The sequence below is a fragment of the Chrysiogenia bacterium genome (assembly GCA_020434085.1).
Classification (GTDB): domain Bacteria; phylum JAGRBM01; class JAGRBM01; order JAGRBM01; family JAGRBM01; genus JAGRBM01.
This window is the reverse complement of record JAGRBM010000435.1, coordinates 1-14,093: the sequence shown is the minus strand read 5'-3', so window position 1 is coordinate 14,093 and position 14,093 is coordinate 1. Positions and strand designations below refer to the sequence as shown.

12 protein-coding genes are annotated in these 14,093 nt (G+C 62.8%); 5 read left to right on the top strand and 7 right to left on the bottom strand.

Going from position 1 to position 14,093, the window contains the following annotated elements:
* Window positions 1-162: 162 nt before the first annotated feature.
* From KDH09_15005 to KDH09_14995, 3 genes are read left to right on the top strand one after another with little or no spacing between them, the layout of a single operon-like run.
* A complete protein-coding gene (locus tag KDH09_15005) occupies window positions 163-699 on the top strand; it encodes a hypothetical protein (GenBank protein MCB0221004.1) in 537 nt (178 codons plus the stop codon).
* Window positions 696-1,826: a hypothetical protein gene (locus tag KDH09_15000; protein ID MCB0221003.1), complete on the top strand. Its 1,131-nt coding sequence runs from the start codon at window positions 696-698 to the stop codon at window positions 1,824-1,826. The genes KDH09_15005 and KDH09_15000 overlap by 4 nt, the downstream gene beginning before the upstream one ends.
* Before the next feature lie 17 nt (window positions 1,827-1,843).
* The gene (locus KDH09_14995) at window positions 1,844-2,461 is read left to right on the top strand and encodes an RDD family protein (protein MCB0221002.1); all 618 of its coding nucleotides are present in this window, start codon (window positions 1,844-1,846) and stop codon (window positions 2,459-2,461) included.
* 128 nt (window positions 2,462-2,589) lie between these two features.
* Here the strand turns inward: KDH09_14995 and KDH09_14990 are convergent, their stop codons facing one another.
* The 5 genes from KDH09_14990 to KDH09_14970 all read right to left on the bottom strand — a co-directional run bounded on the left by KDH09_14990 (window position 2,590) and on the right by KDH09_14970 (window position 8,918).
* On the bottom strand, window positions 2,590-3,216 hold the full coding sequence (locus tag KDH09_14990) for a hypothetical protein (protein ID MCB0221001.1): 627 nt from the start codon (window positions 3,214-3,216) through the stop codon (window positions 2,590-2,592).
* A 143-nt stretch (window positions 3,217-3,359) separates the two neighbouring features.
* A complete protein-coding gene (locus KDH09_14985; protein ID MCB0221000.1) occupies window positions 3,360-4,133 on the bottom strand; it encodes a class I SAM-dependent methyltransferase in 774 nt (257 codons plus the stop codon).
* A 141-nt stretch (window positions 4,134-4,274) separates the two neighbouring features.
* A complete protein-coding gene (locus tag KDH09_14980) occupies window positions 4,275-6,005 on the bottom strand; it encodes a mucoidy inhibitor MuiA family protein (GenBank protein ID MCB0220999.1) in 1,731 nt (576 codons plus the stop codon).
* 111 nt (window positions 6,006-6,116) lie between these two features.
* Complete coding sequence (locus tag KDH09_14975; GenBank protein ID MCB0220998.1) at window positions 6,117-7,991, bottom strand: TIGR04442 family protein; 1,875 nt, start codon at window positions 7,989-7,991, stop codon at window positions 6,117-6,119.
* 90 nt (window positions 7,992-8,081) lie between these two features.
* Window positions 8,082-8,918, bottom strand: a complete 837-nt coding sequence (locus KDH09_14970) for a response regulator (protein MCB0220997.1) — start codon at window positions 8,916-8,918, stop codon at window positions 8,082-8,084.
* Window positions 8,919-9,187: 269 nt separating this feature from the next.
* On the opposite strand from KDH09_14970, the gene KDH09_14965 reads away from it, so the two are divergent.
* The gene (locus tag KDH09_14965) at window positions 9,188-11,086 is read left to right on the top strand and encodes a sigma 54-interacting transcriptional regulator (GenBank protein ID MCB0220996.1); all 1,899 of its coding nucleotides are present in this window, start codon (window positions 9,188-9,190) and stop codon (window positions 11,084-11,086) included.
* 319 nt (window positions 11,087-11,405) lie between these two features.
* Here KDH09_14965 and KDH09_14960 read toward each other — a convergent pair whose 3' ends face one another.
* On the bottom strand, window positions 11,406-11,756 hold the full coding sequence (locus KDH09_14960) for an endonuclease domain-containing protein (GenBank protein MCB0220995.1): 351 nt from the start codon (window positions 11,754-11,756) through the stop codon (window positions 11,406-11,408).
* A gap of 353 nt (window positions 11,757-12,109) precedes the next feature.
* Here KDH09_14960 and KDH09_14955 point away from each other — a divergent pair, with 353 nt between their 5' ends.
* The gene (locus KDH09_14955) at window positions 12,110-12,739 is read left to right on the top strand and encodes a hypothetical protein (GenBank protein MCB0220994.1); all 630 of its coding nucleotides are present in this window, start codon (window positions 12,110-12,112) and stop codon (window positions 12,737-12,739) included.
* Window positions 12,740-13,243: 504 nt separating this feature from the next.
* Here the strand turns inward: KDH09_14955 and KDH09_14950 are convergent.
* Window positions 13,244-13,777 (bottom strand): phosphohydrolase, encoded by a 534-nt coding sequence (locus KDH09_14950; GenBank protein MCB0220993.1) that lies wholly within the window; start codon window positions 13,775-13,777, stop codon window positions 13,244-13,246.
* Window positions 13,778-14,093: the final 316 nt, after the last annotated feature.

Genomic DNA, 14,093 nt, shown 5'->3' with positions numbered 1-14,093 from the left:
AGTGAACCTGCGTGGGGGTTAGCCTGCGGCTCGCCTGGCCGGAAGGCGCGCGCGCATAACCCATTGAAACTGCATGAGTTTTGGCGTATTTGTCAATCGACGCAATCGAGTATGCCGTGTAATGTCAATATTTCATCATAATGTGCAATGTGAGGATACTCTGTGGGAGGACATATCATCGACCTCGTCGCGTTGAGCGCTGGATTCTCCGGGTTTAGCCAAGGTGTTGCGACCAATGCGGCCGAGGCCGCGAGTGTCTGTCTGGAAGCGGTTGGTCATGCCAATCCTTGCAGATTCAAAGTCGCCGGTTACGTAAGTAAGCAAGTATCGGTTCACCGTCTGGACTTAGATCATAGTATCCGCAGGGCGCACGCAGACATGCAGGAAGCCACGGAGGATGGAGCAACTGCAATTGCAATTGGTGCAGTCCGTGAATTCACTGCGCACACGGGTGTGGAACGATCCTACAAGGGAACTGGGTTTGACTACTGGCTGGGCGATGAGAGTGATACAGCACTTTTTGATCGAAAAGGGAAATTGGAAATTTCTGGTACATTGAGGGGCGATCTCGCAGAAATCCAGAAACGAGTTCAGCAAAAGAAAAGCCAAGTCAAGAAAGGGAATATAAGAAACACGCCTGGATGGGTGGTTGTTGTAGGTTTTGCGCTGCAGGAAGCGCACATGGTTGAAGTGCCATGAAGAAGATTAGAGAGCTACACCGGTCTGCAATGGATATTGCAGAGCAAGCAACGCAAGCAAGACGGCGTGAAGAGCTTAGTTTGGCTACTGAGCTATTCGCGAAGGCCTTCGAGCTGGAAAAGAAAGCAGCCGACGCGCTGCGTTCTGTGAATGAAATGGAACCGGACCGGAGTATTCTATTTCGTAGCGCGGCTGCTTTAGCTCTTGAAGCGAACTTGTGCGATGAGGCCGAGAAACTCGCTGCAGCGGGTTTGGCCGGCAATGCGCCATCTGCAATTGCTGAAGAACTCCGACATGTGTTGGAGCAGGCGCAATTTAGCAGGCACCTGGCAACAAAAGGTATTGAATTGGGACCATCGGAGTTTCAGTTGAGCATCTCGGGACGAGGCGTTGGCTTCGGATTCGCACCGGTTCAGATGGTCTGGGGCCGCATTGAAAGCCTTTCGAAAATGCTGCAGCGCACTGCAGAGCGGCGCGTAGGCGCGAATTATAGAGAAAAAGGGCGACCGTCAGAAAAGATTCGAATCCTTGCCGAACCATATTTGTCGACGCCAAGGCCTGCAAGTTTTGCGTTGACGATTCGCGTAGGCAGCACTCAGCTTAATTTGAGTGATGAATTCGGCCCAACGATTTCTAGTTCTGATATTGTGGAGGATGTGTTGACCGGTCTCGCATGCTACGAGCGTGAGGATGCTGTAGCGCTTCAAGACCTGATTCCCGAGGATGCATACTATCGGAATTTCTTGAACTTAGCGCGCTCTATCGCGCCGGATGGTGATCTTGTGACGCAGGTTGGGTTTACTGCCGGTGTTGGTGAAAAGGAGCGGAAAATTGCGCTGAGGCGACCGAGGGGAAGTACATCCAAGATGATCAGCCATGCTACAAGCCTTGAGGATGTAGCGGATGAAATTGTTGAAATTGAAGGACTGCTTCAGTATGCCGATTCCACTCGCACGGAAGACAAAATCAAAGTTCTTGCGGACGATGGAAAGACGATTACCGTAACTGTGCTAGAAGGAATGATGGCAGATATTGTGCGACCACTTTGGGATCGTCGAGTAAGAGTGCGCGGTAAACCCTACCGTAAAGGCATATTGTTGGACGAAATATATCCGATTGATGAATAGACTGTAGGAATTACGCCATGTTCTGTATCAGGTGCGGCAGCCAGAATGAAGCAGGCGCGCAGTATTGCAGCAGTTGCGGCAACCCGCTCGGCGGCGGCGTTCCGGCGCAGGCCCCCGAGGGCGCGCTTCCCCAGGATCCGGGCGGCGCGGCACTGCAGGCGCCGCTCGAATACGCCGGTTTCTGGCGACGCTTTGTCGCCTGGCTCATCGACATGTTCCTGCTCGGGATTGTGCTGACCCCGGTTCAAAAGGTGTTGTTTCACTATTTCGGAGTTGATCCTGCAATGGTGGAGAGCCTCAGCCTGGGGGTCATCCCCGATCTGAGCGATCTTCAGGACCTGGGGTCCGCCTGGGCCAAGGTCAACCTGATTTCATTCGTGTTGGCGTGGCCCTATTTCGCGCTGATGCAGAGCTCGGTGAAGCAGGCGACGCTGGGGAAAATGGCACTGGGGATAAAAGTTGCCGATGAAAATGGTGACCGAATTTCAATGCCGAAAGCGACCGCGCGTTATTTCAGCAAGTTTGTATCCCAGCTCATTTTGTACATCGGCTATCTGATGGCCGCCTTCACCGGGCGCAAGCAGGCACTTCACGACAAGCTGGCCGGCACGCTGGTGATTCGCGCGCGGGACTAGCCGCCGGTAATTCGAGCCGGGATGTCACGGCAAACAAAAATGTCATTCTGAGCGAAGCGAAGAATCGCGTCCCCGACAGCCACGCCGATTCTTCGCTGCGCTCAGAATGACATGCCGTGGAGGAGCGCCTATCTCTGCGGCAGATCGTTCTCTTCGCGCAGCGCCTTGCCCAGCTCGGTAACCGTCTGGTCGGCGTGGTCGCGCTCGCTGGTTTCTTCCTTGGGGTAGACGATGTCACCGATGCGTGACTCGATGCAGCCGCTCCACTGGTCCTCGCCCGCTTCTTCCTCACTCATCTTGATCTCGGCGATGACGAGGACGTCCTTTTCCACCTTCTGCTTCTTGTGCAGCTCCGCCCACTTGGCCACGGCGCCCTGTCCGAAGACGTAGGGCTCGTGCGGCATGAGGGTGATGGTCCCTGGCGCATCCGGTGCGGGCGGGAAAATCGTCAGCGTGGAGGTGGCGGCGCTGCCGTCGGGGTAGCGGATGCGCACGCTGTTGTTGAAGGCCTTGACCGGGTTGGCGATCTCGACCGGCGCGCCCGAGCGGTTGACGATGCGTGCGAGCAGCGCGATGGCCAGGTCCGGCTTGCCGGGGATATCGCTTTTGACCCAGTCGGCTTTGAGATAACGCGCGGCATACTCGAGCGTCCCGTCCGTGCGCGGCGGGCACGCCATGAGCGCACTGGCATCCTGCGCCCGTGCGGGCACGGCGAGGGCAAGAACAAGGCACAAGGCGGCGGCAAAAACACGCATGGCAGACTCCCCGAAGCTTGGCTGAGGTGACCAGCATACCGGGCGGAGGGGAAAGGGGCCAGCGAGCGGCGGTGATTCGAAATACCGGGCGGGTAGACCCCGCCCCTACGATGAGGTTGTAGGGGCGGGGTCTACCTGCCCTCTTAATCGCGGGCGCAGACGGCGATGAGGTAGAACTCCCAGTCGCGGTCGGGAATCCACTGGAAGCGCTGGCGGACTTTTTCGAGGTGGCTGCGCTCGTCCAGCACGCGGAAGCCCGCCTGCGTGAGGATGTAGCGAACCTCTTCAGCCGTCTGGCAGCGCACGGCGCCGCGCTGGCGCCCGCCCTGCAGGATGACCTGGTCGGCGGCGTGGACGTACTCGGCGAAGCCGCGCTCGTGCAGCAAGTTGTAGAACTGCAGGTAGGCCACGCCGCCCGGCCGGAGCACCCGGCGGGCCTCGCGGATGTAGTTGAACTGGTCCTCGGGATCGAGGTGAATGAGCACGTGCTGGAAGAACACCTTGTCGAAGGACTCGGCATGCAGCGAGCGCAGGTCGGAACTCTGGAGATGGTGGAGGTGGAGGTTGTCCACCTCGCGCAGACGGCGCGCCGCGTGCATGAGCATGTAGGCCGAGACGTCGGCGCCGTGGTAGTTGCTGACCAGCGGCGCCAGGTGCTGGGCGAGCCGCCCCACGCCCACGCCCACTTCGAGCACGTCGTCGTCGAGCTGCAGGTCCAGGTGCTCGGAAATGAAGCGGGCGACCGGAAGCCCCTGCCAAGTGAGTGAGGTCTCCGTCGGCGGCTTGCCAAAGGGATAGCCGCCCACGCCGAGCAGCGCGCCCGCATCCGTCGCCGCCGTGCGGTTCCAGAACTCGTCGTATTTTTCACCGAGCGCCGGAGAGAAAAACTCCGGCGCCTCGTCGGCGCCATCGGCCATGCTTCCAAACCTTCCCGACCGAAAAGTTTAGCAGGTTGTTCGTCCCGGATGTAGGGGCGGGGTCTACCCGCCCTTGTGCGTAATTCGCCTCACAAAAAAGGGGCGGGTAGACCCCGCCCCTACGAAAGCATTGTTGGAGTCCTAGAGCCCGCTCACCTCGATGCCTGCGTCGTGGACCACGCTGAATTTCAGCTCGATGGTCCGCTCGCCGCCGGCGGGGATCTCGTATTCCCAGGCCAGCGTGCCGGGTCTGGGCGTCGGGTCGCCGGGGGCGCGTTTGACGCTGGCGGCCGCTTTGCCCGGCAGGCCCGGATCGGTCTCGGCGCTGTTCGGGGGCGTAATCCCCTCGCCGAGCTTCACCTCGATGCGTCCGTCCTGGGCGACGGGCACCTGATCGAGGATCACGATGCGCCGCGCGCTCTTGTGGAAGTTTTTCACCTTGATGCGGTAGTGGAACTCGCGGGTGACCTTCTTCGAGAAGAACCCGCCCTCGTCGCGTTTGGTGAGCACGTACTCGCGCTCGATCGTAAAGCGCGGGTCGCGACCCAGTGACAGATCGAAGGTTTCACCCGGCAGCACGGCAGGCATCTGCGAGCCGCCCACGAAGGCGCCGTCGCGGAAGACCTGCATCGCACCCGGAAGCAGCGGAACCTCGGATGAGTTTTCCACGCGCGAGGTCAGGAAGGCCGCCTCCTCACGCTTGGGCACGGCGCGCGCGGCCAGCGGCGCCTTCAGGTCGATGCCCTGCAATGCAACGCGGTGGTTCTCCCCGTCGGAGGGGATGTTCTGCTTGCGCGCGACCTTGAATTCGGTGGAGAGACCGGCATCGATGATCGCGACGGCCGGCGCGTCCATTTCGTATGCTGCCTCGTCTCTGACCTCCATGGACGCGGGGGCCTCGGCCAGCATCATCATGTCAGCGCCGCCGCCGCTGCGCTTGGCGCGCTCCAGACTGCGCGGCATGGGGCGCGGCACGTCGATGTACCAGGGACTGAGTTCGGGAAGAATCTGATTCTCGGAAGGACGCGCCGTGGAGAGCGTAAGATCCACGCCCTTCCAGTCATCGCCGCTCTGCTGGCGCACTTCGGCGCCGTAGGCGAGCTGGAGCTTTTCGGCGCCGGTGTCGACGCGCGCTTCGTAGCGCGGCGTCCACGATGCGCCGTAGGTGAGATACGCCAGGTCGACGCTGACCTTTCCGGGATTGGGAAGGGAAACTTCCAGCGTGACCATCCGGTAGCGGGTGCGTTGCTGGGACTGCAGCTTTGCCAGCTCGAGCTGGAGCGCGCGCAGCTCACCCTGGAGTTTCTTCTTGGCAGGTTCGAGCTCGCGCAGCTCGCGATTGAGGCGCGTGTGTTCCTTCTGCAGGAAGCCCAACGTATTTTTCCAGCCCGCGACGTCGATGCGCGGCGCGCTGGTCAGGCTCTCGCCGCCCTTGGTTGCGACGCTCTCGCTCAGGCGCTTGAGAAAGGTGAGCTCTTCGTTGATGCCCGCGCGCCGGTCGTCCACGCCATTTACTTCGGCCTGCTTGGCGTCGACCTTCTTCTGGAGGGCGAGCACCTCGCGGCTCAGCGTCTCGGGCTCGAACTGAACGCCGGTCTCGACGCCCAGAATCTGCGCGCCCCTGGGGCCGGTGGCAGAGACCTGAAACGAATTTTCGATGGCCTGGGTCGGGATGCCCTTGATCTCGATGAGGTGCGTACCCGCGGGCAGGTCCTTACCCCCGCTGCGCTCCACGCGCGCGCGGTCGGGAAAGACCGTGACGTCGGTAATGCCCGTGCTCAGGCTGTAGGTGCCCGCCGCGGCCGGGGCCGCGGCCGCAAGGAAAAGCGCAAGGGCAATGAATACGAATCGGCTGGTACGGATTGCTGACATCCGGGTTCCTCCCACTGGCTGTGCCTTCAGAGGAACAGATCTTACTGCAGATTGATGAAGCGTGGCTAACGCGGGGATGAACTTTGCTTCATGCCCTGTCGGAAAAGCCGCTCAGCTCGCCTGGGGATTGGGCAGGCCCAGCGTCTCGATGGGGGGCAGGGATTCCTCGGGGAAGCGGTTGCGCTCGAGATATTCCTTTTCGAGCTCCTCGATGCGGAACAGGTCGAGTCCCGAGTTGGTCAGGAAATCCAGCCGTAGCTTCGTGTCCTTGCGTCCGACGATCTGGGGCAGGACTTCGGTGACGTAAAAGTCTTCTTCGAGGATGTGCTGGAGTGCGACGTGGAAGATGTCCAGCGGAATGGGTTCCTTGATGAGCCCGCGCACGAACAGGTCGGTGGTGACCTTCTGGTGCAGGCGGTCGGCGGGCTCGCCGCTCTTGTACAGATACGCAAGCTGCATGTTGTTGCGGAAGTAGGTGCCCAGCAGGTTGTAGTTCTTCTCCTGCTGCGCAATGGCGGCAAGGCGTTCGGCCACGGAGCTGTAGCTCTCCTCGCCCTGGGTCAGGTCCTTGAGCCCGTTCTGGAGGGTCTGGATCTTCTTGCGCCCGTAACCTGAGAGGTATTTGTTCTCCAGCAGCGGGCCGAAGAAGCATTCCTCGAACAGGCCCGGCTTGATCTGGTTGAAGGCCTCGTAGTTGTTGCGCAGCGAGCGGATGCGCTCGGGCTGCAGGCTGCTCTCGCCGATGAACGAGAGGTGATTGATCGTCTCGCTGCAGGCGTCGTAGCGGTCGAAGTAGGTGACCACGGTGGTGAACTGCTGCACCGCCTCGGGCGGGGCCTCATCGCGGTCAGCGGCTTCGTCGATGCGGCGCCCGGTCTCCAGCAGGATCTCCTCGAACTTCGAGGCGTGGGTCAGCGTGGCGCGGTGCTTGGCGCGAATGAGCGACTCCAGGTCGCGCTTGTCGTGATCAACGTGCTCGGTGCCGGTCAGGAACAGGCCCTCGAGAATGGTGCGGGCTTCCTCAAAGTGGTCGGCCACCGGCTCGCCCGTGTCCTGGCGCGCCGAAAGCGGGAACTTGTGGTCGAGCTTGGTGAGAATGACCTCGGGAATGCGCCGGCGCAGCGAGAGGGTGCGAAGGCGCGAGAGGCGCGCGACCACCTCGGTCGGCACCACGTCGAGGGTGCTGGCCTCTACGAGCAGGCGCTTGTACTCGTCGATGAGCGACTTGTTCTCCGGGTGCTTGTAGACCATGTCGATCTTGATGCGCTCGCGGGTGTACTGGTCGATGCCCAGTTCCTGCGCGCGCGCGACAAGGCCCACTTCGACCGCGCCGATGAGGTCGTGGTCGTCGAGAAAGGCCTGCCGGCACTCGTCGTAATAGGTCCGGTGCGTGCGGTTGGTCAGCTCGATCACGAAAAGGTTCGGTGCCAGGTCCCCGAGCCATTCCATCAGCGAATGCGTCACGTGGGAGAGCCCGCCCTCGCGCTGGGAGGAGAGCTGCAGGCGCTTGAGCTTCTTTCCGGTCAGCCGCAGCAGTTCGCGCTGGATCTCCAGCACAGACATCGCCGGGTCCGAAGGGGAGATGAAGAAGTAGAAGTTGGAGACGGCGTTGCCGTTCAAGAAGATCGAGTCGTAGGACTCGCGCCCGGCGGTGCGGGCGGTGAATTTCAGGCCGTCGCCGCCCATGTCCTGCAGCGCGCCGTGCACGATGAGCCGGTTGCACACATCGGCGCGGGTCAGGTCGTCATAGGGCAGGTCCACGCCGAACATGTATTCGCAGAACGAGCCGCCGGTGCCGCGGAAGGTGACGCCTTCGCCGTCAAGGGTCAGCTCGTTGCCGCGGGAGAAAAAGCGCACGACGTAGTCGTCGTCGGTGCCGCCGAGTTCAAACGAATAGAGGTGACGTTCGAGATTGGGGCCCATGACCATGGCGTAATATTCGATGCGCTCATCGACCTGGCCATGCAATGTGAAGTCGCGAATCACGGGCCCTCAAACCCCTTTCGGTTACTCAATGATAGCTGGAAAGGCGCGGAACGGGGAATCGGCTCGCGACGCGCTGCGTGATGACAGTGCTCAGGCGCGCGCCAGGGCCGCTTTCATGGTCTGCCTTAGCTCTTCGATGTCGAAGGGCTTGTGGAGCACCTTGTCGCAGAGCTCGTCGCGCACGGTGCCGGCCATCATGGCGGTCAGGAAGAGCACCGGGCCAGAGAGCGCCTTCTTGCTGCGCAGCTCCTCGACCAGCTCGTAGCCGCTCTTGCCCGGCATCATGATGTCGACCAGCGCCAGCGCGATCTGGCAGCCGCAGGCTTCTGCCTTTTCCAGGGCTTCGTCGCCGCTGGCGGCCAGCAGTGCGTGGTAACCGGCGCGCTCGACGACAATGCGTTCGACGTCGAGGATGTCGGGATCGTCATCGACCAGCAGGGCGTAACCCTTGCTCTGTGCCTGCTCGGGACGGTCGCCTTCCCTGGCGACGAAGTCGCGCAGGCGCGCGCGGGCGGTGTCGAGTCCCAGATCGGCCCAGCGCTGCTCGATGCGCATCTTGAGTTCTTCGTTGCTTTGCTGAAGCGCGGCGAAGGAAGCGCCCAGCGCCTCGGGCGGCAGGTGGCGGTCGTGGGTATCGACGGAGAAGACCCACTGGCCCGACTCGCGAAGGCGCTCCAGCGAGAGTTTCATGTGGGGATAGCGGGCATTGCCCAGGCGGAGCTGCACGCGGCGGGTGCCGCCGTTTGTGCCCTCGCGCTCAAAGCCTTCCCAGGCCAGCAGCTCCTCGGCGCTCGCATCGTCGGCGAGCCCCGTGAGCGAGGCAAGGGAAGAGGTGCGCTCTGGAGGGGTGGCGCCCTCCCAGGCGAGATCCATATAGGCTGCAACGGCTTGCCGGAGCAGCCCTGTGCTCAGTTCCGCGAGTTCCACGGATGCCTCATTCAAAGATGCGGGCCGCTCGTGCTGTGTCACGCGCGTGCCACTTGCTCCAAGTTGCGGTGGGGCCGAAGCTTGAGAAAGGCTTGCTTCCCCCGATCCCAATCCGGTTAACCACCGTGGGGTACGCTAGCACCGGGCCCTCTGAAGTGGCAACATGTGCCAAAAGGGCGGCGCCGGGAAGACGCGACCGGCGGCCGGGGGCGAGCGCCGGCAGTCCCGGCCGGTTGACGCGGCCCGCGCCGGATGCCAACGAAAGACCCATGATTCGACTCGAAATCATCGAGGGCGCCGCCGGGGCGCACGTGCGGGAGTTTGACGAGGAAATCGTCAACCTCGGCCGTGCGGCCTCCAACCACCTCCAGATCGACAATCCCTATGTTTCGGGCGAGCACGGCCAGATCTACATCTCCGGCGAGCGCGTCTATTACTGTGATCTGGATTCCACAAACGGCTCCGCCTTGCGCCGCGATGGTCAGGACAGCTTTTTCCGCTCGGACAAGGTAGAGATCCGCCCCGGCGACCAGCTCCTGCTCGGCGGAGAGGAATCGGGCATCAGCCTCCGGCTCATCGGCGCCGATTTGAGCGACGACCTCGAATCGACGCGCACCATCGTGGCCTCGCGCTCGGTCACCCAGGCGCGCGAACTCGGCGACCGCCTGGGCGGCGACTCGGCCGCCATCAGCGTGCTCTTCCGGCTGGTGCGTGACCTGGCCGAATCGAAGAGCCGCACCCAGATTCTGGAGCAAATCTGCAAGAGCCTGCTCGAGGGGTGGGAGCCCGCGCGCATGGTGTGCGTCTACGAAGTGCAGGGCGAGCGGCTCGTTCCCGTGGTGGTGCGCTCCATCGACGGCGAGGAGAAGACACCCGCAGAGTTGCCGAGCGCGGTGCGCGACAAGCTCGAAAGAGAAAAGGCCGCCGTGCTCATCGAGCTTCCCGGCGGAAAAAGCGCGCCGGGCACCGGCACCGGCATGCTGGCGCCGCTTCTCGTGCGCGGCGCGCTGCGCGGGGCCATCCGTGTGGAAGTGCGCGTGGGCGCGGGCAGCTTCGGCGACCGCGACCTCGACCTTGTCACCGTCTTCGCCGCCCATGCGGCCAAGAGCCTGGAGAACATCGAACTCGTCGACGCCCTTCGCGCCAGCCAGGCGCGCCTTGCCGACGAGAACAAACTGCTGCGCACCGAGGCCAACCCCCACATGGAGATCGTGGGCGAGGCCCCCAGCATGAAGGCCATGCTCTCGCAACTCGAGCGCGTCATCCCCACCGACACCACCGTGCTGGTGCTGGGCGAGACGGGCACGGGCAAGGAACTCGTCGCCCGCGCCATCCACCAGAGCGGCCCGCGCGCCGAGAAGCTCTTCGTCGCCCGCAACTGCGGCGCGATTCCAGAGAACCTTTTGGAGAGCGAACTCTTCGGGCATGTGAAGGGCGCGTTTACCGGCGCCAGCGAGAACAAGCGCGGGGTATTCGACGTGGCCGACGGCGGCACCGTCTTTCTCGACGAAGTGGGCGAGCTCCCGCTCTCCATGCAGGTCAAGCTGCTTCGCGTGCTGCAGGAAGGCGAAATCATCCCCGTCGGCTCCGCCAAGGGCAAGCACGTCAACGTGCGCATCGTCTCGGCCACCAACCGCGACCTCGAAAAGGAAGTGCGCGAGGGCCGCTTCCGCGAGGACCTCTACTACCGCCTCAACGTCTTTCCCGTGAAAGTCCCGGCACTGCGCGAGCGGCGCGAGGACCTTGGACTATTGGCCCGCCACTTCATGCGCAAGGTGGGCGCGCGCCTTGGCCGTTCCAATGAAGAGATCACCGACGAAGCCGTGCTCGCCCTGCAGCGCTACAACTGGCCCGGCAACGTGCGCGAGCTTGAAAACGAAATCGAGCGCGCCGGCATCAACGCCGGCCCCAGTGAGCCCGTCGACGTCCAGCACCTCTCCGACCGAGTCCTCGACGCCCCCGAAAACGGCGCCCCCGCCGGCGAAGACGGCGACGAAACCGTCATCGCCAGCACCGGCACCCTGAAAGCCCGGCTCACCGAACGCGAAAAGGAAATCATCCGCGAGACCCTGCTGCATACCGAAGGCAACCGCACGAGAGCCGCGGAAGTCCTGGGGATTTCGCGGCAGGCGTTTATGAAGAAGATTTCGAAGTATGGGATCAAGTAGCGCCGAAGGCGCAACCCCGTAGCGCTCCCCCGCAGACGGGGGAGCTGTCCGGCGTAGCGAAAGCGAAGTCGGACTGTGGGGGCGAATCGGTACTGAGTCCCCCCATCTGGCCTTCGGCCATCTTCCCCCGGCAGCGGGGGAAGAGCTGAGGTGATGCGCTTCGCGCTCTCTGGCGCCCCATCTGCCTTTCCGACTTCGCCATCCTTCTTCGACAAGGATTCGGAGGACAGGAGGCTAGGTTAGGCAAGGCCCCCATCTGGCCTTCGGCCATCTTCCCCCGGCGGCGAGGGAAGAGCTGAGGAGTTGCGCTTCGCGCTCTCTATCTCCGCACTTCGATCACACGTAGAATCTCATCAAGCACTTCTTCCATCCCCCGCTCAACTTGCGAATTCCAAAATCGCAACACACGAATCCCATGGGCTTTGAGATATTCATCGCGAACCGAATCCCGAACGAAGTGTTCAGCTTCCGAATGCTGTCCGCCGTCTACTTCGACACCAAGCCGCCTGGCCGGACAGTAGAAGTCGAGAATATAGGGGCCGACGCCATGCTGACGCCTAAACTTTTCGCCGCCGAGGCGACGTTTTCGCAGCTTTTCCCAGAGTTTTGATTCCGCAGGCGTGGGATTGCGTCGTAACAAACGGGCGGGATCGCGTAGTGGTCGTTGCATGGAATTCTCCTTCTGGAAGAAGACATCGCAATTTGGGTGCCGTGGGAGAAAAGTAGCGCCGAAGGCGCAACCCCGTAGTGCTCCCCCGCTGACGGGGGAGCTGTCCGGCGAAGCGAAAGCGAAGCCGGACTGAGGGGGGAGTCGACAGGCACTGCGTGATCCCCCCATCTGCCCACCGGGCATCTTCCCCCGGCTGCGGGGGAAGAGCTGAGGGGATGCGCTTCGCGCTTCTTGGCCCCCCATCTGCCCATCGGGCATCTTCCCCCGGCGACGGGGGAAGAGCTGATCTGTTGCGCCTCGCGCTCTCTGGTGCGTGACCCCATACGTCACACCCCTCCCCTACAATCTCCCCCATGTGGGCCTTTCTCCCCAAAAAACTGCCCAAGCCGCCGCCGACGTTTGAGGAGCTGGCGGCGCGGGCGACGGTGCAGGTGGCGATTTCGCGCACGGGGTGTTTTGTGCGCAACCAGATGCGCTCGCGCCTGGCGTTTTTTCTCGCTTCGGGGCGATGGCGGCCCGCCGAGCGGGCGGTGCTGCTGTATTTTTCGCTCCCGGCGGCGATTTCCAACGTCATCCTCCTGCGCGGGTTTCACGACGAGGGGGTCTACTGGAGTGCGCGCGATTGCATCGACGATGAACGCACGGATCTGGGCTGGCGCGTGGGCGAGCGCGCGCGCCGGCGGTTTCGTCTGGCCCTGCGGGAGTGGGAGCTTCTTCACCTCCTCCGCGCCTTCCTGGTGTGGCTCGGCCACTTCGGGGTGGCAAGCCGGGACTTTGTGGAAGAGACCGAGGAGCACTCGCGCGGGCCGCCTCCAAAGGAAAGTGGCTGGTATCCGGTCAAACGCCATCAGTCCCTGCTCCCCCGCAGACGGGGGAGCTGTCCGACGAAGCCTTGGCGAAGTCGGACTGAGGGGGTGCTTCGAGCCAGTACGCTGCACCTCCTTCCGGGCTTCGCCCACCTTCCCCCCGCCCTCCTTCGTTGAAACTCTGGAGGGCGGCCCTCTCGAAGCCGTGGCGAAGGAGGGCCGGGGGAAGAGGGATTGGTTGGGCCTTTGGCCCTCAACCTGACACCGCACTCGCCCGTCGCTGAAGGACGGCGGGGGTTTGCGAGATTTTCGGATGTGATGAGAAGGATAAGCCCTGTCGGCGAGGGACATCGCTGAAACAACTTGATGCAATGCCCGGCGCGTCTGGAGCGCCCGCAAGCTGTGCGGGTGAGGCGTCCCTTGCCGTCGTGAACGTGAGCGTGCACGTGCTCGTGCACGATTCGGACTTCCGAGGCCCTTTTGCCCTTCGGTCCTCCTCCGCCAAGGCTTCGGAAGGATCGCCCTTCAGAGCTTCAGCGACGGAGGGCGAGACGGCGCTCCGCGCCTCCTCAGGACGAACGGGAAATGGCTGCATCGCAAGCGTGCACTGGTTCATCGAGCACGTGCACGAGCACGTCCACGACCTTTGTGGCTGCGTGGGTTGTCGGTGGATGGCCGGCCCTACAGCCGAAAAATCGGAAACGGCCGGGTCGGATACTTCAGGAGCCACTTGCCTGCGAGGCCGATGAGGAACCTGCGGAAGGCGCCCGGCGGAATCTCGGTGAAGGCGGCGCGAAGTTCCTGTCTTGGCAGGCCGGCGCTGTAGAGGCCGAATGAGAAATCCACGAGGTCGGCGCGGCGGAAGGGCTCGACGCGCTCTTCGTGGGGACCGGCGTAGGCGCGCAGCTTGTGGTGGTTGTCGATCATGGCTGTGACCAGATCGGCGTCACCGGCGCGGCCGGTTTCTTCGAGGTAGGCGCGGGCCGCCTCGATCGAGGGCGGCAGGTAGTCATTGGTCCGGTCGGTCCAGATGCCCAGGTCGTGGAAGAAGGCGGCGACGATGTCGCGCTCGTCAAGCGGCGCGCCGCGCAGGCTTGCATAGAAACCGAGCACGCGGCGCACGTGTCCCAGGTAGGTGGCCTCGTCGGCGCCGAGTGCGCCTCGATAGCGCGCGGTGAGCTCTTCGAGCAGCGCGTTGTGAGCGTTACTGAGCATCGGCTCATTCTAACCCGGTTTCGGAACCACCCGCCAGCCGTTGGGGCCGCACTCACCCTTGCTGTCGTGAACGTGATCGTGCACGTGCTCGAAAGCGCCTGCCCAAATTTCGGGCACGCTGATCTGAAAACGAAATTCAAATCGGCGCATCTTCCGTGCACGGAATGTTCGCTCGGTTGATTCGTTGTGCTACATAAGCCGCGCGTTGGGGGGAGGCGCAAATCCCCGGCGGGAGTTTCTTCATGGGCGAGCCCACGAACATCGCACTCAAGGAGTGGTCCATTCTCTGCGCGGAGCTGGCGGCCGGCCGGCAGGT

What these genes read in the sequence shown, in the direction of transcription:
- KDH09_15000 (MCB0221003.1), top strand. Translation starts at nt 696, where the DNA reads ATGAAGAAGATTAGAGAGCTACACCGGTCTGCAATGGATATTGCAGAG.
- KDH09_14990 (MCB0221001.1), bottom strand. Translation starts at nt 3,216, where the DNA reads ATGCGTGTTTTTGCCGCCGCCTTGTGCCTTGTTCTTGCCCTCGCCGTG.
- KDH09_14950 (MCB0220993.1), bottom strand. Translation starts at nt 13,777, where the DNA reads ATGCTCAGTAACGCTCACAACGCGCTGCTCGAAGAGCTCACCGCGCGC.
- KDH09_14985 (MCB0221000.1), bottom strand. Translation starts at nt 4,133, where the DNA reads ATGGCCGATGGCGCCGACGAGGCGCCGGAGTTTTTCTCTCCGGCGCTC.
- KDH09_14960 (MCB0220995.1), bottom strand. Translation starts at nt 11,756, where the DNA reads ATGCAACGACCACTACGCGATCCCGCCCGTTTGTTACGACGCAATCCC.
- KDH09_14995 (MCB0221002.1), top strand. Translation starts at nt 1,844, where the DNA reads ATGTTCTGTATCAGGTGCGGCAGCCAGAATGAAGCAGGCGCGCAGTAT.
- KDH09_14955 (MCB0220994.1), top strand. Translation starts at nt 12,110, where the DNA reads ATGTGGGCCTTTCTCCCCAAAAAACTGCCCAAGCCGCCGCCGACGTTT.
- KDH09_14980 (MCB0220999.1), bottom strand. Translation starts at nt 6,005, where the DNA reads ATGTCAGCAATCCGTACCAGCCGATTCGTATTCATTGCCCTTGCGCTT.
- KDH09_14965 (MCB0220996.1), top strand. Translation starts at nt 9,188, where the DNA reads ATGATTCGACTCGAAATCATCGAGGGCGCCGCCGGGGCGCACGTGCGG.